This is a genomic window from Staphylococcus nepalensis, assembly GCF_002442935.1.
GTDB classification, from domain to species: Bacteria; Bacillota; Bacilli; order Staphylococcales; family Staphylococcaceae; genus Staphylococcus; species Staphylococcus nepalensis.
Genome location: NZ_CP017466.1, coordinates 1,187,753 through 1,207,499 on the forward strand (window position 1 = coordinate 1,187,753; position 19,747 = coordinate 1,207,499).

Below are 19,747 nucleotides of genomic sequence, written 5' to 3' on the forward strand. Positions count from 1 at the left end.
GATGAAGGCTGTCAGTTTAAAACGATTGGATGGATTAGAAGGAGATTTAGTTGATACTTTTCCAAATGTAAATTTTGTATTTACGAGTGGTATTTCGGAAATAAATGATAACGATAAAAAAGATCTAGATATTTTATTTGGATATGATAGTGCAATAGATCAAACATTCTTAGAGGAATGTCCAAATTTAAAGTGGCTAGCTTGGTATTCCACTGGGGTTAATAAGCTACCATTAGAGTACATTGATAACCAAAACATATTACTTACTAATGGGAAGGGTGTGCACGCTAAACAAATGTCCGAATTCATCATAGCTTTTATTTTAGACGATTATAAGTATATGAGCACTTCTTTCATTAATCAAAAACATAAATATTATGACTCTAAATTAACTGGTAAAAGAGTTAGTGGACAAAAAGTTTTATTTTTAGGAACAGGTAGTATTGCACAAAAAACAGCGAAAATAGCAAATGCAATGGATGTAATTGTTCAAGGCGTCAATACTTCAGGACATTCAGTAGACGGTTTTTCACAAGTATATGCGATTGATGAGTTGACATCAGCTCTACCTGAAGCGGATATTGTTGTAAACACATTACCGGAAACAAAAGATACGATTCATTTACTTCAAAGAAGCCATTTCGAGGCGATGAAAGATACTGCATTGTTTATTAATGTAGGCAGAGGCACTATCGTGGATGAAAATATTATAGCTAACGTTTTAAAAGACAAATTGATAAGACATGCATATTTAGACGTGTTTGAAAATGAACCATTAAATCCAGATAATCAACTCTACAACCTAGATAACATTTCAATAACAGCGCACATTACGGGGAATGGGATAGAAAATCAGGAAGAAGTAACTGATATTTTCCAAAGAAATCTAGTATATTTTCTCAATAACCGTGAGCTAATTGAGAATGTGGTTAACCCTCAAGCAGGATATTGATTGAAATGAGCTTTAGTTATTGACATTTCCTTAACTCAACCGTTATATTAATATTAAGTAATAATTATTATTAAATAGAAAGATGGTGAGGGAAATGAGTGCAGAGATGGAAACAGTTGAACATCAATTAGAAGATTCAATAGCATCGTTAAGAGATAATGGCATTAGAATAACGCCACAAAGACAAGCCATTTTAAAGTTTTTAATTGCTTCAGAAACGCATCCAACAGCTGATGAAATTTATCAAGCACTTTCACCTGATTTTCCAAATATAAGTGTTGCAACTATATATAATAACTTACGTGTATTTAAAGGCATAGGTATTGTAAAAGAATTACCTTATGGAGATGCTTCAAGCCGTTTCGACTTCAACACACATAATCACTATCATGTTATATGTGAAAATTGCGGCAAGATCGTAGATTTCCACTATCCACAACTCCATGAAGTTGAACAGTTAGCTCAGCACGTAACAAACTTCGATGTAACGCACCACCGTATGGAAATTTATGGTTTATGTAAAGATTGCCAAGATAATGAAAAATAATAGCATCGATTAAAATTTATAAAAATTAATTTACTAAAGTGTGAGGCTTCGTTTTATTAACGAAGCCTTTTTCTTATCTATAATATAGAAGAGACAACAAATGAAAGAAGTAAATTGATTTATAAGCGCAGTTAAATGGTTCCAATATACTTCCATTTTGGAAACTTAATTGAATGGATATACTCAAAATCATCCTATAATTCATCAAAATACTTACACTTTTTAATATTTTAATACATATTAAAAATAAATAGTTATCTCTAAGGTAAAATTTAACTAAAAAGATTTAGAATTTGAATTGACGATTGTGATTAAACTTGATATTATATAAAAGTCGTCAAAACGAGATGGCAACCAAAAACAAACCAAACAAAAAAATATTACAAAGTGTAAATTTGACACTTGTTAAAACCTTTGAATGGTTATACAATATTAAATGTTGAGTTAACAAACGAAATAAAGTTAAATAAAAATAAACAAAATTTATTATTGACTTAACAAAAACTTAATGTTATAATTAATTCTTGTAACGCATCAATGAACATTGAAAACTGAATTGCAATATGTCAACGTTAATTCCGAATTCAACATTAAATGTTGATTCAAAAACAACGTGTTATTGATAACACAAATTAGTATTTTATGAGCTAATCAAACATCATAATTTTTTATGGAGAGTTTGATCCTGGCTCAGGATGAACGCTGGCGGCGTGCCTAATACATGCAAGTCGAGCGAACAGATAAGGAGCTTGCTCCTTTGACGTTAGCGGCGGACGGGTGAGTAACACGTGGGTAACCTACCTATAAGACTGGAATAACTCCGGGAAACCGGGGCTAATGCCGGATAATATTTAGAACCGCATGGTTCTAAAGTGAAAGATGGTTTTGCTATCACTTATAGATGGACCCGCGCCGTATTAGCTAGTTGGTGGGGTAATGGCTTACCAAGGCAACGATACGTAGCCGACCTGAGAGGGTGATCGGCCACACTGGAACTGAGACACGGTCCAGACTCCTACGGGAGGCAGCAGTAGGGAATCTTCCGCAATGGGCGAAAGCCTGACGGAGCAACGCCGCGTGAGTGATGAAGGTCTTCGGATCGTAAAACTCTGTTATTAGGGAAGAACAAATGTGTAAGTAACTGTGCACGTCTTGACGGTACCTAATCAGAAAGCCACGGCTAACTACGTGCCAGCAGCCGCGGTAATACGTAGGTGGCAAGCGTTATCCGGAATTATTGGGCGTAAAGCGCGCGTAGGCGGTTTCTTAAGTCTGATGTGAAAGCCCACGGCTCAACCGTGGAGGGTCATTGGAAACTGGGAAACTTGAGTGCAGAAGAGGAAAGTGGAATTCCATGTGTAGCGGTGAAATGCGCAGAGATATGGAGGAACACCAGTGGCGAAGGCGACTTTCTGGTCTGTAACTGACGCTGATGTGCGAAAGCGTGGGGATCAAACAGGATTAGATACCCTGGTAGTCCACGCCGTAAACGATGAGTGCTAAGTGTTAGGGGGTTTCCGCCCCTTAGTGCTGCAGCTAACGCATTAAGCACTCCGCCTGGGGAGTACGACCGCAAGGTTGAAACTCAAAGGAATTGACGGGGACCCGCACAAGCGGTGGAGCATGTGGTTTAATTCGAAGCAACGCGAAGAACCTTACCAAATCTTGACATCCTTTGACAACTCTAGAGATAGAGTCTTCCCCTTCGGGGGACAAAGTGACAGGTGGTGCATGGTTGTCGTCAGCTCGTGTCGTGAGATGTTGGGTTAAGTCCCGCAACGAGCGCAACCCTTAAGCTTAGTTGCCAGCATTAAGTTGGGCACTCTAAGTTGACTGCCGGTGACAAACCGGAGGAAGGTGGGGATGACGTCAAATCATCATGCCCCTTATGATTTGGGCTACACACGTGCTACAATGGACAATACAAAGGGCAGCTAAACCGCGAGGTCATGCAAATCCCATAAAGTTGTTCTCAGTTCGGATTGTAGTCTGCAACTCGACTACATGAAGCTGGAATCGCTAGTAATCGTAGATCAGCATGCTACGGTGAATACGTTCCCGGGTCTTGTACACACCGCCCGTCACACCACGAGAGTCTGTAACACCCGAAGCCGGTGGAGTAACCATTTATGGAGCTAGCCGTCGAAGGTGGGACAAATGATTGGGGTGAAGTCGTAACAAGGTAGCCGTATCGGAAGGTGCGGCTGGATCACCTCCTTTCTAAGGATATATTCGGAACATCTTCTTTAGAAGATGAACAAGGAATAACATTGACATATTGTATTCAGTTTTGAATGCTCATTGGAGTATTCAAAAATCGAAATGGGCCTATAGCTCAGCTGGTTAGAGCGCACGCCTGATAAGCGTGAGGTCGGTGGTTCGAGTCCACTTAGGCCCACCATTAGAATTATATATGAATTTCGGGGGCTTAGCTCAGCTGGGAGAGCGCCTGCTTTGCACGCAGGAGGTCAGCGGTTCGATCCCGCTAGTCTCCACCATAAAATTTATATTTGTACATTGAAAACTAGATAAGTAAGTAAAATTTATGATTTTACCAAGCAAAACCGAGTGAATAAGAGTTTTAAATAAGCTTGAATTCAAAAAGAAATAATCGCTAGTGTTCGAAAGAACACTCACAGATTAATAACATTTTGGGTTTTCAACCGACGGTTGTCGAGTTGGAAAGCAAATAGATTAAGTTATTAAGGGCGCACGGTGAATGCCTTGGCACTAGAAGCCGATGAAGGACGTTACTAACGACGATATGCTTTGGGGAGCTGTAAGTAAGCTGTGATCCAAAGATTTCCGAATGGGGGAACCCAATACGAGTTATGTCGTATTATCGATGCGTAAATACATAGCGTATCGAAGGTAGACGCGGAGAACTGAAACATCTTAGTACCCGCAGGAAGAGAAAGAAAATTCGATTCCCTGAGTAGCGGCGAGCGAAACGGGAATAGCCCAAACCAACGAGCTTGCTTGTTGGGGTTGTAGGACACTCTATACGGAGTTACAAAGGAATAGATTAGACGAATGATCTGGAAAGATGAATCAAAGAAGGTAATAATCCTGTAGTCGAAAATCTGTTCTCTCTTGAGTGGATCCTGAGTACGACGGAACACGAGAAATTCCGTCGGAATCCGGGAGGACCATCTCCCAAGGCTAAATACTCTCTAGTGACCGATAGTGAACCAGTACCGTGAGGGAAAGGTGAAAAGTACCCCGGAAGGGGAGTGAAATAGAACTTGAAACCGTGTGCTTACAAGTAGTCAGAGCCCGTTAATGGGTGATGGCGTGCCTTTTGTAGAATGAACCGGCGAGTTACGATTTGATGCAAGGTTAAGCAGTGAATGTGGAGCCGTAGCGAAAGCGAGTCTGAATAGGGCGTTGAGTATTTGGTCGTAGACCCGAAACCAGGTGATCTACCCTTGACCAGGTTGAAGTTCAGGTAACACTGAATGGAGGACCGAACCGACTTACGTTGAAAAGTGAGCGGATGAGTTGAGGGTAGCGGAGAAATTCCAATCGAACCTGGAGATAGCTGGTTCTCTCCGAAATAGCTTTAGGGCTAGCCTCAAGTGATGATTATTGGAGGTAGAGCACTGTTTGGACGAGGGGCCCTTCTCGGGTTACCGAATTCAGACAAACTCCGAATGCCAATCAATTTAACTTGGGAGTCAGAACGCGGGTGATAAGGTCCGTGTTCGAAAGGGAAACAGCCCAGACCACCAGCTAAGGTCCCAAAATATATGTTAAGTGGAAAAGGATGTGGCGTTGCCCAGACAACTAGTATGTTGGCTTAGAAGCAGCCATCATTTAAAGAGTGCGTAATAGCTCACTAGTCGAGTGACACTGCGCCGAAAATGTACCGGGGCTAAACATATTACCGAAGCTGTGGATTGTCCGTAGGACAATGGTAGGAGAGCGTTCTAAGGGCGTTGAAGCATGATCGCAAGGACATGTGGAGCGCTTAGAAGTGAGAATGCCGGTGTGAGTAGCGAAAGACGGGTGAGAATCCCGTCCACCGATTGACTAAGGTTTCCAGAGGAAGGCTCGTCCGCTCTGGGTTAGTCGGGTCCTAAGCTGAGGCCGATAGGCGTAGGCGATGGATAACAGGTTGATATTCCTGTACCACCATAATTCGTTTTAAGCGATGGGGGGACGCAGTAGGATAGGCGAAGCGTACGATTGGATTGTACGTCCAAGCAGTAAGACTGAGTGTTAGGCAAATCCGGCACTCTTAAGGTCAAGCTGTGATGGGGAGAGGAAATTGTTTCCTCGAGTCGTTGATTTCACACTGCCGAGAAAAGCCTCTAGCTAGATTTATGGTGCCCGTACCGCAAACCGACACAGGTAGTCAAGATGAGAATTCTAAGGTGAGCGAGCGAACTCTCGTTAAGGAACTCGGCAAAATGACCCCGTAACTTCGGGAGAAGGGGTGCTCTTTAGGGTTAACGCCCAGGAGAGCCGCAGTGAATAGGCCCAAGCGACTGTTTATCAAAAACACAGGTCTCTGCTAAACCGTAAGGTGATGTATAGGGGCTGACGCCTGCCCGGTGCTGGAAGGTTAAGAGGAGTGGTTAGCTTCTGCGAAGCTACGAATCGAAGCCCCAGTAAACGGCGGCCGTAACTATAACGGTCCTAAGGTAGCGAAATTCCTTGTCGGGTAAGTTCCGACCCGCACGAAAGGCGTAACGATTTGGGCACTGTCTCAACGAGAGACTCGGTGAAATCATAGTACCTGTGAAGATGCAGGTTACCCGCGACAGGACGGAAAGACCCCGTGGAGCTTTACTGTAGTCTGATATTGAAATTCGGTACAGCTTGTACAGGATAGGTAGGAGCCTTAGATACGTGAGCGCTAGCTTACGTGGAGGCGCTGGTGGGATACTACCCTCGCTGTATTGGATTTCTAACCCGCACCATTTATCATGGTGGGAGACAGTGTCAGATGGACAGTTTGACTGGGGCGGTCGCCTCCTAAAGAGTAACGGAGGCGCTCAAAGGTTTCCTCAGAATGGTTGGAAATCATTCATAGAGTGTAAAGGCACAAGGAAGCTTGACTGCGAGACTTACAGGTCGAGCAGGGTCGAAAGACGGACTTAGTGATCCGGTGGTTCCGCATGGAAGGGCCATCGCTCAACGGATAAAAGCTACCCCGGGGATAACAGGCTTATCTCCCCCAAGAGTTCACATCGACGGGGAGGTTTGGCACCTCGATGTCGGCTCATCGCATCCTGGGGCTGTAGTCGGTCCCAAGGGTTGGGCTGTTCGCCCATTAAAGCGGTACGCGAGCTGGGTTCAGAACGTCGTGAGACAGTTCGGTCCCTATCCGTCGTGGGCGTAGGAAATTTGAGAGGAGCTGTCCTTAGTACGAGAGGACCGGGATGGACATACCTCTGGTGTACCAGTTGTCGTGCCAACGGCATCGCTGGGTAGCTATGTATGGACGGGATAAGTGCTGAAAGCATCTAAGCATGAAGCCCCCCTCAAGATGAGATTTCCCAACTTCGGTTATAAGATCCCTCAAAGATGATGAGGTTAATAGGTTCGAGGTGGAAGCATAGCGATATGTGGAGCTGACGAATACTAATCGATCGAAGACTTAATCAAATTTAAATGTTTTGTTTGTAGAACTAAAATTTACTTACTATCTAGTTTTGAATGTATAATGATTTATACATCAACTTGTCTGGTGACTATAGCAAGGAGGTCACACCTGTTCCCATGCCGAACACAGAAGTTAAGCTCCTTAGCGCCGATGGTAGTCGGACTTACGTTCCGCAAGAGTAGGACGTTGCCAGGCAATTATTTAATGGAGGATTAGCTCAGCTGGGAGAGCATCTGCCTTACAAGCAGGGGGTCGGCGGTTCGAACCCGTCATCCTCCACCATTTCAAATAAGCCGGCCTAGCTCAACTGGTAGAGCAACTGACTTGTAATCAGTAGGTTGGGGGTTCAAGTCCTCTGGCCGGCACCATCTTTAGAGCCATTAGCTCAGTTGGTAGAGCATCTGACTTTTAATCAGAGGGTCAGTGGTTCGAGACCACTATGGCTCACCATTCAAGAATAACGCGGGTGTGGCGGAATTGGCAGACGCACTAGACTTAGGATCTAGCGCCTTACGGCGTGGGGGTTCGACTCCCTTCACCCGCATATGCAGAAGTAGTTCAGCGGTAGAATACGACCTTGCCAAGGTCGGGGTCGCGGGTTCGAATCCCGTCTTCTGCTCCATTATATTGCCGGGGTGGCGGAACTGGCAGACGCACAGGACTTAAAATCCTGCGATGAGAGATCATCGTACCGGTTCGATTCCGGTCCTCGGCACCATGTTTTAATTAAGCGCCCGTAGCTCAACTGGATAGAGTGCTTGACTACGGATCAAGAGGTTATGGGTTCGACTCCTATCGGGCGCGTAATTTGGAATACTTCATCCTATGAAAACGGGAAGTAGCTCAGCTTGGTAGAGCACTTGGTTTGGGACCAAGGGGTCGTAGGTTCGAATCCTGTCTTCCCGATACTTACTAAATTTAACATGGGGGCTTAGCTCAGCTGGGAGAGCGCCTGCTTTGCACGCAGGAGGTCAGCGGTTCGATCCCGCTAGTCTCCACCATATATTAATACAAACTAAATTACAACGGCGGTGTAGCTCAGCTGGCTAGAGCGTACGGTTCATACCCGTGAGGTCGTGGGTTCGATTCCCTCCACCGCCACTATTATTAGTTGTAAATTATACTTAGGACCTTTAGCTCAGTTGGTCAGAGCTAACGGCTCATAACCGTTCGGTCGCAGGTTCGAATCCTGCAAGGTCCATATAATTTTGGAGGAATACCCAAGTCCGGCTGAAGGGATCGGTCTTGAAAACCGACAGGGGCTTAACGGCCCGCGGGGGTTCGAATCCCTCTTCCTCCGCCATTTTTATAACAATTTAATAAGTTTAATTTACGCATATTTTTGGAGGAATACCCAAGTTCGGCTGAAGGGATCGGTCTTGAAAACCGACAGGAGCTTAACGGCTCGCGGGGGTTCGAATCCCTCTTCCTCCGCCATTAATATCATTATCGCGGGATGGAGCAGTTCGGTAGCTCGTCGGGCTCATAACCCGAAGGTCGGTGGTTCGAATCCGCCTCCCGCAATTTACATTTAAAATGGTCTCGTAGTGTAGCGGTTAACACGCCTGCCTGTCACGCAGGAGATCGCGGGTTCGATTCCCGTCGAGACCGCCATTAATATTTATTATGGTTCAGTAGCTCAGTTGGTAGAGCAATGGATTGAAGCTCCATGTGTCGGCAGTTCGATTCTGTCCTGAACCATTTTATACAAGCCGGCCTAGCTCAACTGGTAGAGCAACTGACTTGTAATCAGTAGGTTGGGGGTTCAAGTCCTCTGGCCGGCACCATCTTTATGGAGGGGTAGCGAAGTGGCTAAACGCGGCGGACTGTAAATCCGCTCCTTCGGGTTCGGCAGTTCGAATCTGCCCCCCTCCACCATGTAATTTAATAGGGGTATAGTTCAACGGTAGAATAAAGGTCTCCAAAACCTTCGATGTGGGTTCGATTCCTACTACCCCTGCCATGGCGGTTGTGGCGAAGTGGTTAACGCATCGGATTGTGGTTCCGACACGCGTGGGTTCGATTCCCATCAACCGCCCTTATTATTAATGGGCTATAGCCAAGCGGTAAGGCAACGGACTTTGACTCCGTCATTCGTTGGTTCGAATCCAGCTAGCCCAGTTTCTATTGGCGGCATAGCCAAGTGGTAAGGCAGAGGTCTGCAAAACCTTTATCACCGGTTCAAATCCGGTTGCCGCCTCCATGAATATGCGGGAGTAGTTCAACTCTTAGAACACATTCCTTCCCGGAATGAGATATAGGTGCAAGTCCTATCTTCCGCTCCATTTAATTTAATATTCTTGCGGGAGTAGTTCAACTCTTAGAATACATTCCTTCCCGGAATGAGATATAGGTGCAAGTCCTATCTTCCGCTCCATTTTCACTTCCGTGTTTGGAAGTTTTTTGTCTATAATATTGAGCCAGCGTGGCGGAATTGGCAGACGCGCGGGACTCAAAATCCCGTTCCTTTTTTGGAGTGTCGGTTCGATCCCGACCGCTGGTATACTGATATTTAAATAAATATTTTGAACCCTAGTTATACTAGGGTTCTTTTTTTACTTCAAATTGTTTAAATTTAACATGAACTGGTTTCTCTTAATAATTATGCTTTTGGTGAAGGTTAAAGTTTTTAACGTGGTTTTTATACTTCGTAATACTCATTTATTCCAACATTTTATTATACTCATAGCTAATTAAATATTTATATTGAAAGCTTATTAAACTATAATTTATTATTTTTTGTTATTTAACTACTCACCGTAAGTATATTATAAAAACGAGGTATTTCTTCGTATTATATATAGCTTCAAGATTGTGATGATGTAACATTTGCTATTGTTAGCTATATATTTTATAAAGTGGCATCCCGGTATTTTTTTTAGCTAATTTGATTCATGTTTAAGTTATTTTAATTTCTGATGTGGGTGTTAGTGGATATTATTTGTAGTTTATATTGTAGTTTTGTCTGAAATATAATATTATTAGTCTAATGTTATATATGGAGGATACATAAATGGTACAATCAAAGACAATTAAGCCTACAGGAAAAGCTTTTATTGGTAATATTTTGCAAGCTGTTGGTGCTGGGGTAGTCATAGCGTTAATACCTAATGCACTTTTAGGTGAATTATTAAAGTTTTTTAAGGAAGGAAATCAACTATTAGAAATGATATATCAATTGGTTGTTTTAATACAATCATTTATGGCATTTATTATAGGTGTTTTAGCAGCGCATCAATTTAAATTTAATGGCGCTGGTGCGACTATGATTGGTGTTTCTGCAATGTTGGGCAGTGGAGCAGTGAAAATGACAACGGAGGGGTTCACACTCAACGGGATAGGAGATATTATAAATACTATTTTAGTTGTTATTATTGCCTGCTCATTGTATTTATTGTTACAAAATAAATTGGGTTCTCTTGAAATGATTTTACTTCCTGTTATTATACCAGTTATAAGTGGCGTTATAGGGTTATTTACGTTAGACTATGTTTCCAATGTCACTAAAGGGATTGGTCATATTGTCAGTGCTTTTACAGAATTTAATCCATTAATAATGTCAATTTTAATATGTGTTACATATGCTTTATTGATGGTTACACCAATATCTGTCGTTGCCATAGCAACAGCAATAAGCTTATCAGGTTTAGGTAGCGGAGCAGCAAATATGGGTATCGTAGCAGCATGTGTGACATTCTTATTTGGTTCAATTAGAGTGAATGGCGCAGGTGTGAACTTAGTATTAATTATTGGAGCAGCTAAAATGATGATTCCTGTATATTTCAAACATCTAATTATTGCAATACCATTAGCCATTAATGGTGTCATCGGAGGATTCATTGCTTATTTTATTGGAATTAAAGGTACGCCAATGTCTGCTGGTTTTGGTTATACTGGTTTAGTTGGACCAATCAATGCTTTTAACCGTATGGATGGAGATCCAACGATGAATATTATATTATTAGTGTTTGGTTATTTTATAATTCCATTTGTTGCTGCATTTTTTGTACATGAAATATGCAAAAAAATGATTCGTAAATATACAGATGAAATATATAAGTTTGAAATACTTAAACAATAAGTTAAGAGTGAAAATCATAAAGCGTGAAAGTTAATATACGAGTGTTTTGATTAGTGTTTATAAATAGTAGTGTGAGTCATCGAATTGATATATTCGGTGACTCACATTTTTAATATGCAATATTTATGCATATATTAGAGGTTAATCATTTGGATTATAACTTTATATGGAAGGAATGAAATAATGTATTGAATATTTTTACGTAATTATGTATAATAATTAATGTTATGGAAAGGAGATCACTAGATGAAACAACTACTGAAAGTGCTTATTATATTTTCTTTACTTATAAGTACATTAATTATTTACATAAATCCTGAAATAAATGCTGAAGCAAACGACCAATGGGAAAAGATTAAAGAACGCGGTGAATTACGTGTCGGGTTATCAGCTGATTATGCACCGTATGAATTTGAGCATAATGTAAACGGCGAAACAAAATATGCTGGTATTGATATTGATATTGCCAAAAAAATTGCGAAAGATAATAACTTAAAATTGAAAATTGTAAATATGCAATTTGATAGTTTGTTAGGTGCTATTAAGACAGGAAAAATTGACATTATTATATCAGGTATGACACCTACACCAGAGCGGTTAAAAGAAGTTGATTTTTCTAATGCTTATATGACGGTAGATCAAAAAATGATTATTAAAAAATCAGAAGCTGATCGTTTTAAAACGATAAGTGATTTTGCTAATAAAAAAATCGGTGTCCAAAAACAAACACAACAAGAAAAAATAGCACAAAACGAAATTGAAAATGCACAAATTCAATCATTAACTAGAGTTCCTGAAGTTATCATGTCATTAAAAAGCGGTAAAGTAAATGGAATGGTTATTGAAGGACCTGTAGCAGAAGCTTGTTTAAAACAAAATAAAGATTTAACATTTGCAGATGATGTTAAATTTGAAGAAGGGAGAAAAAATACAGCAATTGCGCTACCCAAAAATTCTCCAGTCTTAATGGATAAATTAAATAGTTCTATCAAAGATGTAAAAGATAAAAATTTATTAGACGATTATAAAGATTCAGCTGCTGAAGCTATGCAAAAAGATGAAGGTAACTTCTTTACGAAATATGGTAATTTTTTCTTGAAAGGTATTAAAAATACAATCCTAATTTCGATAGTAGGTGTAGTTCTAGGTGCTGTATTTGGAGCGTTTATCGCATTATTGAAATTAAGTAAAATTAAAATATTAAGATGGATTTCATCGGCGTACATTGAATTTTTAAGAGGTACACCATTATTAGTACAAGTCTTCCTAGTTTATTTTGGTACTACAGCAGTACTCGGGTTAGATATATCTGCTTTAATATGTGGTATGATAGCGCTCGTTATAAACTGTTCAGCTTATATTGCTGAAATAATAAGAGCAGGGATCAATGCAGTTGATAAAGGGCAAACTGAAGCAGCTAGAAGCTTAGGACTAACTTATGGTCAAACGATGAAATCAGTTATTTTACCACAAGCTGTGAAAAATATATTACCAGCTTTAGGTAATGAATTTGTGACTGTAATTAAAGAATCTTCAATTGTATCTGTAATAGGCGTTAGTGAAATTATGTTTAATGCACAAGTTGTGCAAGGTGCTTCATTTGATCCATTCACTCCACTTATTGTAGCTGCAGTATTATACTTTATACTTACATTTACTTTATCAAGAGTGATGAATTTCTTCGAAGGGAGATTGAAAGTTAGTGATTAATATTAAAAATTTATATAAAGCATTTGGGAAGAATGAAGTATTAAAAGGCATAGATTTGAAAGTGGAAAAGGGAGAAGTTGTTGCAATTATTGGCCCGTCTGGAAGTGGTAAAAGTACACTTTTGCGTTGTATGAATTTATTAGAAACACCTTCAAGTGGTGAAGTAATATTTAAAGATAATCATTTAACAAATGAAAAAACAAAATTAGAAACCTTAAGACAACAAATGGGAATGGTTTTTCAGAACTTTAATTTGTTTCCTCATAAAAAAGTAATTGATAACATTATGCTAGCACCTAGTTTATTGAAAAAAGGTAGTCAAAGTAAATTAAGAAAAGAAGCGAATATTTTATTAAAAAAAGTAGGCTTAGAAGATAAAGCTGATGCTTATCCGTCACAACTATCTGGAGGACAAAAGCAAAGAGTGGCAATTGCAAGGGCGCTTGCGATGAATCCAGAAGTTTTACTATTTGATGAACCTACGTCAGCACTTGACCCAGAAGTGGTCGGTGATGTATTAAAAGTAATGAAAGATTTAGCAAAAGAAGGCATGACTATGGCGGTAGTAACACATGAAATGAATTTTGCTAAAGATGTAAGTGATAAAGTCGTTTTCATGGCTGATGGTGTAATCGTAGAAGCTGGTAAGCCACAAGATATTTTTGAACAACCCAAGCACGATAGAACCAAAAATTTCTTAGCACGTGTCTTGTAAATATATTGTATTTAAGCAAGTTGATTATGAACGTAGTACACTACAATTCATTTAAATCAGCTTGTTTTTTTAATAAAAATTTGAAATTTGTTTCAGTGAATTCTCTTAATAACACTGAATGTGTTAAACTATAGAATGTATGTTTTTAAGGTGGGGTGTATTAAATGAATATAGATCAATTGAAACAAGATGTCATAGACTATGCCCATTCAATTGGAATTGATAGTATAGGCTTTACAACTGCTGATCCATTTGATGAATTAAAGCAAAAATTAGTGGATTATCATGCAAAGGGTTACGCATCAGGCTTTGAAGAATCAGATATTGGTTTACGAACTGAACCCAAATTATCGTTACCAACGGCAAGATCAATTATTGCTATTGCTGTTGGTTATCCTAATAAATTGAAAGGTGCACCTAGGAGTGTACGTGGAGATAGAAGAGGCATGTTTGCGAGGGCTTCATGGGGTCAAGATTATCATACAATCATGAGAAAACGTTTGGACCAATTGGCTGAATATTTAGAAGCTAGAGTACCTAATGTAGAAATAAAATCTATGGTTGATACAGGAGTATTGTCTGACCGCGCTGTTGCTGAACGCGCAGGATTAGGTTACGTAGGGAGAAACGGTTTTGTTATAAATCCAGATCTTGGTACATGGACATATTTAGGTGAAATGTTAGTAAGTGTTCCTTTCCCGCCAGATGACCCACTTATCGATAGTTGTGGTGATTGTACTATATGTGTGGACCGTTGTCCTACTGGAGCACTTGTTGGTGATGGACAGTTAAATAGTCAAAAGTGTATTAGTTTTTTAACTCAAACAAAAGGTTACTTAGCCGATGAATACCGATATAAAATTGGTAATCGTCTTTATGGGTGCGATACCTGCCAACAAGTTTGTCCAAGAAACCGTGGAATTAATACCCAACATGATGATATTGTTTTAGAACCTGAGGTTTTAAAACCAAGATTAGTGCCATTATTACAAATGAGTAATAAAGAATTTAAAAATACTTATGGCCATTTGGCTGGGGCTTGGAGAGGTAAAAAACCAATTCAAAGAAATGCAATATTGGCGTTAGCGCACTTTAAAGAAGAAACAGCTATACCTGAATTACAGGAAGTGGCTTTGAATGATCCTAGGCCGATGATTAGAGGAACAGCTTATTGGGCTATTGGACAAATTCAAGGAGAAGTTGCAAGACCTTTTATAGATGCACACTATGATAATGAATTAGAAGAAGTCCAACACGAGATGTTAAAAGGGCTAGATATGAGGAGAGAATAAAAGAATGACGAACCACATCGTATTATTTCAACCACAAATCCCTGGCAATACAGGAAGTATTGCCAGAACATGCGCTGGCACATATACACATTTACATCTAATAAAACCATTAGGATTTAGTACAGATGATAAAATGTTGAAGAGAGCAGGCCTAGATTATTGGAATTCTGTAAATATCAATTATTATGAAAATATAGAAGAATTTTTTGCAACAACAAATGGTAATTATTATCTATTGACGAAGTTTGGTAAAAAAACATATTCTGATTTTGACTTTACTAATGAAGCACAAGATCACTATTTTATCTTCGGTAGAGAAACAACGGGGTTACCAGATTGGGTGAAAGATAAATATCAAGACACAGCGCTAAGAATCCCGATGAACGATAATATTAGGTCATTAAATCTCTCTAATACAGCTTCTTTGCTTATATACGAAGCTTTGAGACAACAAAATTTTCCTAGCTTATATTAAATTACATATTAATCAATGAAAATCTAGCTAAACATTTGTATAATAATGGTAAGACTTATAGTCAAGCTTTGAAATTTTGGTTGGTTTTTTAAAAGTTATATAGTTTATGAGAATTGCTTCAGGGGTATTATTATAAATAATGCTAGAACGCGTGTTAAAAGAAAAAGAGGAGTGTAATTACTATGGCAATGAACTTTAAAGTTTTAGAAAATGAAAGAATCGTAGCAGAATATGCTGCTGATATTTTAAGAAAACAATTTAACAATAATCCAACAACTATTGCTGGTGTGCACCTTTCTAATGATAATGCACCAGTATTAGATGAACTAAAGAAAAATATAGATAATAATGCTGTAGATTTTAGTCAAATTAATATATTAGACTATGACAGTAATAAGTCATATTTTGAAGCATTAGGTGTACCAGAAGGCCAAATTTACGGTATTTCTTATGGCGAAGACACAGAATCATTTATAAGTGACAAGATTAAAACTAAAGAAAATAAAGGTAAATTGATTACGCAAATACTTTCTATTGATACAAATAGTCGACTTAATGTAAGTATTAATCATGGTCTGTTTTCTGCAAGAGAAGTTATATTGGTCATTACTGGTAGTGAGAAAAAAAATATTGTTCATAAATTATACGAAGAAAATGGTAAGACTTCATTTGAACCCGCTGATTTAAAAGCGCATCGCATGGTTAATGTTATTTTGGATGAAGCAGCTGCAGAAGGTCTGCCAGAAGATGTTCGTCACTATTTCACTGCACGTTTTGCATAAAATAAAAATGTGAGGTGTGTATAATGAGAAATGATAGTACTAAAAACCAATTAAATCATGATACTGAAGTAGAAAATGAAATGGTTGATGGTTTTGAAGATGTTGTAGAGTTAGGTAAAGAAATGGAACAAATTTCTGAAGAAAACGACGAAGATAAGCTAGATAAAGCACATGATGCAAGCGTGCGTTCAGATTTAGATGATTAATGATTAATCTGAAAATTGGGTTATTGAAGCGAGCATACAAAATCAAAGTTTAGTTTTTGATTTTTATCTCGTTTCTTTTTTATTATATACTCGTTTGAGTTCTATTTAATCATAATTAAAAGAAAACTGTTAAAAACAATGCCACGTGAAAAATGATTATGTTATTATTAAGTCATTATTTGATTTAAGGAGCAATTATACATATGTTAAGTAACTATTGGAAATATCTTATGATTAGTGCAATCATTGTAAATTTAATTTCTATTAAAGGTTTTCCAATGGCTATAGGAGCCATTTATCTACCTATATTATTTAAGATTATTCAATTACAGATAAATTTATCGCGTGGTCTTGTGGATAAAGTGAATGCCTCAACTTTTGTAAAAAGCAACCAGACAGGAATCATTATTAGTGTATTATGTTGTGTTGTTGTAACGGTGTTACTATTCAAACCTTTAGGTGACTTTTATAATAGTCTAACTGGCTTTTTAGGTTTTCTTATAACTATAAGTCCAGTCACAATGGTTATTGGAACAATTCTGTTGATCCTGACTGCTATAGGTATTATACAAGCAGCAAAAATTAAATTTAAAAATATAAATATTACAAAAGAATAATAATATAATACGTGAAATGCGACCAGAAATTATTTTTGAATTTCTGGTTTTTTATATCGATTAAAATGATAATTCATTCTTTTTTAATTTTTAAATCAATAACTACACGCTTATTTTACAGTAATGAAAACGCTATATTAAAGAGATTGCCCAGTTAAATTGATTAATGCTATACTAAAGTCAAATACACATTGAAGGGGAGAATTTTAAATGTCAGTTAGAATTGAACATGATACATTTGGTGAAATTGAAGTACCTGCAGATAAATACTGGGGCGCCCAAACAGAAAGAAGTAAACGAAACTTCCCAGTTGGCAAAGAACGTATGCCAATTGAAGTTGTTTATGGTTTTGCGCAATTAAAAAGAGGTGCAGCTTTAGCCAATCACGAATTAGGAAAGCTAAGTGACGCAAAAAAAGATGCCATTACATATGCATGTGACCGTATTTTAAATAAAGAATTAGATGAGCATTTTCCATTAGTTGTTTGGCAAACAGGAAGCGGCACTCAAAGTAATATGAATGTTAATGAAGTTGTTAGCTATGTAGCTAACGAATATCTAAAAGAACAAGGAAGCGATGAATCAATCCATCCTAATGATGATGTGAATAAATCACAAAGTTCAAATGATACATTCCCGACTGCTATGCATGTTGCTTTATATAATGAAATTGAGAAGAAACTTGAACCTGCTTTAAAAATATTACGTAATACATTCAAAGAAAAAGAAGAAAAATTTAATGACGTTATTAAAATAGGCCGTACGCATTTACAAGATGCTACACCGATACGTTTAGGACAAGAAATAAGCGGTTGGCGCTATATGTTAGATAAATGTGAAACATTGTTGAATGAATCCAAAGCACATATTTTAAATTTAGCTATTGGTGGCACTGCGGTAGGTACAGGCATCAACGCTCATCCAGATTTTGGCGATAAAGTTGCTAAATTCATTTCAAAAAATACAGGATATCCATTTGTATCGTCTGAAAATAAATTTCACGCATTAACTGCTCATGATGAAGTAGTTCAATTACATGGTTCTCTTAAAGCGCTTGCAACTGACTTAATGAAAATTGCCAACGATGTTAGATGGTTAGCGTCAGGCCCACGTGCAGGACTTGCAGAAATTTCAATACCTGAAAATGAACCAGGCTCTTCTATCATGCCAGGTAAAGTAAACCCGACACAATGTGAAATGCTAACTATGGTAGCTGTACAAGTCATGGGCAATGACACTGCAGTAGGCATAGGTAGTTCGCAAGGGAACTTTGAGTTGAATGTGTATAAACCTGTCATCTTGCATAACACATTACAGTCTATTTATTTATTAGCTGATGGTATGCAAACATTTAATGATAATTGCGCAATAGGTATTGAACCAATTGAAGCCAATATCGATAACTATTTAAATCAATCATTAATGCTAGTAACAGCGTTAAACCCTCATATTGGATATGAAAAAGCTGCAAGTATTGCAAAAAAGGCACATCGTGAGGGCTTAACCTTAAAAGAATCTGCAATTCAATCAGGTTATCTAACAGAAGCACAATTTGATGAGTGGATTAAACCTGAAGATATGGTTGAACCTAAATAATATCGAGTAATAAAAGAGTGAATAAAAAATCAACTTTTAAAGGTCGCTGTTTTTAGAAGGGGCTGGAAGACTAGGAAAATGAATCTAGTTAAGTGCATGACATGGGCTAAAGTTTATATACACATATTACTAAATTGATCAATTGAAAAATAATACTTTTATAGCTTGTTATTATCTTATTTTATGTCTAATCATTTATTGTGAATATTATGTACGAGGCTGAAACGTATTTACGTTTCAGCCTCGCTTTAAATACTATTTAAATGTCGTCATCTAAGCTGACGGAAATCATTTTTTGTGTTAATGGATGAATAAATTCAATTTTATAACTGTTTAACTGAAGTTGTCTTAAAGTTGAATCACCATATAGTGGGTCACCGATAACAGGGTGGCCCATTTCTGCTAAATGGACACGAATTTGATGTGTTCTTCCAGTGTCTAATTTTAAATCTACTTCACAGACATTTTCTTTTATCATCTTCGACGATAAAATATGCGTAATAGCTGTTTGACCTGTAGAAGAGACCCGACGTTTATTTGAATGAAATTTATCTTTGCCTATAGGCATGTCGATGGTTTGAGACTTAATAGGTAATAAACTATGTACGTGTGCTTTATAAATTCGATCAATTTGATTTTCTTCTAGCATACGGTCTAGTATCTTTTTCATCAATGGGTTTTTTGCAACAATTAACAAGCCAACTGTCTCTTGGTCTAAGCGATGTATTGGTTCAACATAATCGCTTTTTATTGTATATATGACATGATTCATTAATGTATTGCTTTCTTTTAAATCGTTAGGATGTGTTTTGACACCCTTAGGCTTCATAACAATTGCTAAATCATTATCCTCATAATAAATTTGTGCGAATCGATAACTTGGTAAATAATTGCTTTTTTCATCAGGCGTAGGGATATAAATATCGTCACCTGTTTTTACTTGTGACATGAGTTTGGCTTCTAAGCCATTAATTGTGATGTCTTTTGACATATTTAAATTGTGTAAGTCTTTTTTAGGTAATTGTAATTGCTGGAATATTTCTTTTAATGTTAATTGATTATATTTTTCTGGGATTTGAAACTTCATAATATCCTCCTCTATGATCAATTATTATCATACCATAAACATTACACTAAACATATGAGTCGTTGAGATTGATTTA

At 38.1% G+C, this 19,747-nt stretch carries 12 protein-coding genes, 27 tRNA genes and 3 rRNA genes; 41 read left to right on the forward strand and 1 reads right to left on the reverse strand.

What is annotated here, in order from left to right; genetic code table 11:
- Position 1 precedes the first annotated feature (1 nt).
- The 41 genes from BJG89_RS05480 (at position 2) to fumC (ending at position 18,584) form a co-directional block, all read left to right on the forward strand.
- On the forward strand, positions 2-952 hold the full coding sequence (locus BJG89_RS05480) for a phosphoglycerate dehydrogenase (RefSeq protein ID WP_096808974.1): 951 nt from the start codon (positions 2-4) through the stop codon (positions 950-952).
- A gap of 94 nt (positions 953-1,046) precedes the next feature.
- A complete protein-coding gene (gene perR / locus BJG89_RS05485; RefSeq protein ID WP_096808978.1) occupies positions 1,047-1,499 on the forward strand; it encodes a peroxide-responsive transcriptional repressor PerR in 453 nt (150 codons plus the stop codon).
- A 667-nt stretch (positions 1,500-2,166) separates the two neighbouring features.
- Positions 2,167-3,719: ribosomal RNA gene (locus BJG89_RS05490) — 16S ribosomal RNA — on the forward strand.
- Positions 3,720-3,823: 104 nt separating this feature from the next.
- Positions 3,824-3,900 (forward strand) — tRNA-Ile (locus tag BJG89_RS05495).
- A 21-nt stretch (positions 3,901-3,921) separates the two neighbouring features.
- A tRNA-Ala gene (locus BJG89_RS05500) sits at positions 3,922-3,997 on the forward strand.
- A gap of 194 nt (positions 3,998-4,191) precedes the next feature.
- Positions 4,192-7,112: ribosomal RNA gene (locus BJG89_RS05505) — 23S ribosomal RNA — on the forward strand.
- A gap of 78 nt (positions 7,113-7,190) precedes the next feature.
- Positions 7,191-7,305, forward strand: a 5S ribosomal RNA gene (gene rrf, locus BJG89_RS05510).
- Together the 16S, 23S and 5S rRNA genes with 27 tRNA genes alongside form the textbook arrangement of a ribosomal RNA operon.
- Before the next feature lie 11 nt (positions 7,306-7,316).
- Positions 7,317-7,392: transfer RNA gene (locus BJG89_RS05515), tRNA-Val, on the forward strand.
- 10 nt (positions 7,393-7,402) lie between these two features.
- A tRNA-Thr gene (locus BJG89_RS05520) sits at positions 7,403-7,478 on the forward strand.
- 6 nt (positions 7,479-7,484) lie between these two features.
- A tRNA-Lys gene (locus tag BJG89_RS05525) sits at positions 7,485-7,560 on the forward strand.
- 12 nt (positions 7,561-7,572) lie between these two features.
- Positions 7,573-7,654 (forward strand) — tRNA-Leu (locus tag BJG89_RS05530).
- Positions 7,655-7,657: 3 nt separating this feature from the next.
- A tRNA-Gly gene (locus BJG89_RS05535) sits at positions 7,658-7,732 on the forward strand.
- Positions 7,733-7,739: 7 nt separating this feature from the next.
- Positions 7,740-7,828, forward strand: a tRNA-Leu gene (locus BJG89_RS05540).
- 12 nt (positions 7,829-7,840) lie between these two features.
- A tRNA-Arg gene (locus BJG89_RS05545) sits at positions 7,841-7,914 on the forward strand.
- A gap of 28 nt (positions 7,915-7,942) precedes the next feature.
- Positions 7,943-8,016: transfer RNA gene (locus BJG89_RS05550), tRNA-Pro, on the forward strand.
- A gap of 19 nt (positions 8,017-8,035) precedes the next feature.
- Positions 8,036-8,111: transfer RNA gene (locus tag BJG89_RS05555), tRNA-Ala, on the forward strand.
- 26 nt (positions 8,112-8,137) lie between these two features.
- Positions 8,138-8,211 (forward strand) — tRNA-Met (locus BJG89_RS05560).
- Between the two features lie 26 nt (positions 8,212-8,237).
- A tRNA-Ile gene (locus BJG89_RS05565) sits at positions 8,238-8,311 on the forward strand.
- Between the two features lie 9 nt (positions 8,312-8,320).
- Positions 8,321-8,413 (forward strand) — tRNA-Ser (locus BJG89_RS05570).
- Positions 8,414-8,454: 41 nt separating this feature from the next.
- A tRNA-Ser gene (locus BJG89_RS05575) sits at positions 8,455-8,547 on the forward strand.
- Between the two features lie 13 nt (positions 8,548-8,560).
- A tRNA-Met gene (locus BJG89_RS05580) sits at positions 8,561-8,634 on the forward strand.
- Between the two features lie 14 nt (positions 8,635-8,648).
- A tRNA-Asp gene (locus BJG89_RS05585) sits at positions 8,649-8,724 on the forward strand.
- Between the two features lie 14 nt (positions 8,725-8,738).
- Positions 8,739-8,811: transfer RNA gene (locus BJG89_RS05590), tRNA-Phe, on the forward strand.
- A gap of 10 nt (positions 8,812-8,821) precedes the next feature.
- Positions 8,822-8,897 (forward strand) — tRNA-Thr (locus BJG89_RS05595).
- 7 nt (positions 8,898-8,904) lie between these two features.
- Positions 8,905-8,988, forward strand: a tRNA-Tyr gene (locus BJG89_RS05600).
- Between the two features lie 11 nt (positions 8,989-8,999).
- Positions 9,000-9,073 (forward strand) — tRNA-Trp (locus BJG89_RS05605).
- 2 nt (positions 9,074-9,075) lie between these two features.
- Positions 9,076-9,148: transfer RNA gene (locus BJG89_RS05610), tRNA-His, on the forward strand.
- Between the two features lie 11 nt (positions 9,149-9,159).
- A tRNA-Gln gene (locus tag BJG89_RS05615) sits at positions 9,160-9,231 on the forward strand.
- A gap of 8 nt (positions 9,232-9,239) precedes the next feature.
- Positions 9,240-9,313: transfer RNA gene (locus BJG89_RS05620), tRNA-Cys, on the forward strand.
- 7 nt (positions 9,314-9,320) lie between these two features.
- A tRNA-Gly gene (locus BJG89_RS05625) sits at positions 9,321-9,395 on the forward strand.
- A 17-nt stretch (positions 9,396-9,412) separates the two neighbouring features.
- Positions 9,413-9,487: transfer RNA gene (locus BJG89_RS05630), tRNA-Gly, on the forward strand.
- A gap of 42 nt (positions 9,488-9,529) precedes the next feature.
- Positions 9,530-9,613: transfer RNA gene (locus BJG89_RS05635), tRNA-Leu, on the forward strand.
- 510 nt (positions 9,614-10,123) lie between these two features.
- Complete coding sequence (locus BJG89_RS05640) at positions 10,124-11,191, forward strand: PTS sugar transporter subunit IIC (RefSeq protein WP_096808980.1); 1,068 nt, start codon at positions 10,124-10,126, stop codon at positions 11,189-11,191.
- A gap of 246 nt (positions 11,192-11,437) precedes the next feature.
- A complete protein-coding gene (locus tag BJG89_RS05645; protein ID WP_096808982.1) occupies positions 11,438-12,901 on the forward strand; it encodes an ABC transporter substrate-binding protein/permease in 1,464 nt (487 codons plus the stop codon).
- The gene (locus BJG89_RS05650; protein WP_096808984.1) at positions 12,894-13,616 is read left to right on the forward strand and encodes an amino acid ABC transporter ATP-binding protein; all 723 of its coding nucleotides are present in this window, start codon (positions 12,894-12,896) and stop codon (positions 13,614-13,616) included. The genes BJG89_RS05645 and BJG89_RS05650 overlap by 8 nt, the downstream gene beginning before the upstream one ends.
- A 164-nt stretch (positions 13,617-13,780) precedes the next feature.
- Positions 13,781-14,908, forward strand: coding sequence for a tRNA epoxyqueuosine(34) reductase QueG (gene queG / locus BJG89_RS05655; RefSeq protein ID WP_096808986.1), 1,128 nt, complete (start codon positions 13,781-13,783; stop codon positions 14,906-14,908).
- A 4-nt stretch (positions 14,909-14,912) separates the two neighbouring features.
- Positions 14,913-15,383 carry a tRNA (uridine(34)/cytosine(34)/5-carboxymethylaminomethyluridine(34)-2'-O)-methyltransferase TrmL gene (gene trmL / locus BJG89_RS05660; RefSeq protein ID WP_096808988.1) on the forward strand — a complete coding sequence of 157 codons (471 nt, stop codon included), beginning with the start codon at positions 14,913-14,915 and terminating at the stop codon, positions 15,381-15,383.
- Positions 15,384-15,565: 182 nt separating this feature from the next.
- Positions 15,566-16,165, forward strand: coding sequence for a sugar phosphate isomerase family (locus tag BJG89_RS05665; RefSeq protein ID WP_096808990.1), 600 nt, complete (start codon positions 15,566-15,568; stop codon positions 16,163-16,165).
- A 23-nt stretch (positions 16,166-16,188) separates the two neighbouring features.
- Positions 16,189-16,371: an SAS053 family DNA gyrase inhibitor gene (locus BJG89_RS05670; protein ID WP_096808992.1), complete on the forward strand. Its 183-nt coding sequence runs from the start codon at positions 16,189-16,191 to the stop codon at positions 16,369-16,371.
- Positions 16,372-16,574: 203 nt separating this feature from the next.
- Positions 16,575-16,988, forward strand: coding sequence for a hypothetical protein (locus BJG89_RS05675; protein WP_096808994.1), 414 nt, complete (start codon positions 16,575-16,577; stop codon positions 16,986-16,988).
- A 210-nt stretch (positions 16,989-17,198) separates the two neighbouring features.
- Positions 17,199-18,584 carry a class II fumarate hydratase gene (gene fumC, locus BJG89_RS05680; RefSeq protein WP_096808996.1) on the forward strand — a complete coding sequence of 462 codons (1,386 nt, stop codon included), beginning with the start codon at positions 17,199-17,201 and terminating at the stop codon, positions 18,582-18,584.
- Between the two features lie 259 nt (positions 18,585-18,843).
- Here fumC and BJG89_RS05685 read toward each other — a convergent pair whose 3' ends face one another.
- Positions 18,844-19,671: an RluA family pseudouridine synthase gene (locus BJG89_RS05685; RefSeq protein WP_096808998.1), complete on the reverse strand. Its 828-nt coding sequence runs from the start codon at positions 19,669-19,671 to the stop codon at positions 18,844-18,846.
- Between the last annotated feature and the right edge of the window lie 76 nt (positions 19,672-19,747).

Coding starts and splice junctions, on each gene's coding strand:
- BJG89_RS05480 (WP_096808974.1), top strand. CDS start 2: ATGAAGGCTGTCAGTTTAAAACGATTGGATGGATTAGAAGGAGATTTA.
- perR (WP_096808978.1), top strand. CDS start 1,047: ATGAGTGCAGAGATGGAAACAGTTGAACATCAATTAGAAGATTCAATA.
- BJG89_RS05640 (WP_096808980.1), top strand. CDS start 10,124: ATGGTACAATCAAAGACAATTAAGCCTACAGGAAAAGCTTTTATTGGT.
- BJG89_RS05645 (WP_096808982.1), top strand. CDS start 11,438: ATGAAACAACTACTGAAAGTGCTTATTATATTTTCTTTACTTATAAGT.
- queG (WP_096808986.1), top strand. CDS start 13,781: ATGAATATAGATCAATTGAAACAAGATGTCATAGACTATGCCCATTCA.
- trmL (WP_096808988.1), top strand. CDS start 14,913: ATGACGAACCACATCGTATTATTTCAACCACAAATCCCTGGCAATACA.
- BJG89_RS05665 (WP_096808990.1), top strand. CDS start 15,566: ATGGCAATGAACTTTAAAGTTTTAGAAAATGAAAGAATCGTAGCAGAA.
- BJG89_RS05670 (WP_096808992.1), top strand. CDS start 16,189: ATGAGAAATGATAGTACTAAAAACCAATTAAATCATGATACTGAAGTA.
- BJG89_RS05675 (WP_096808994.1), top strand. CDS start 16,575: ATGTTAAGTAACTATTGGAAATATCTTATGATTAGTGCAATCATTGTA.
- fumC (WP_096808996.1), top strand. CDS start 17,199: ATGTCAGTTAGAATTGAACATGATACATTTGGTGAAATTGAAGTACCT.
- BJG89_RS05685 (WP_096808998.1), bottom strand. CDS start 19,671: ATGAAGTTTCAAATCCCAGAAAAATATAATCAATTAACATTAAAAGAA.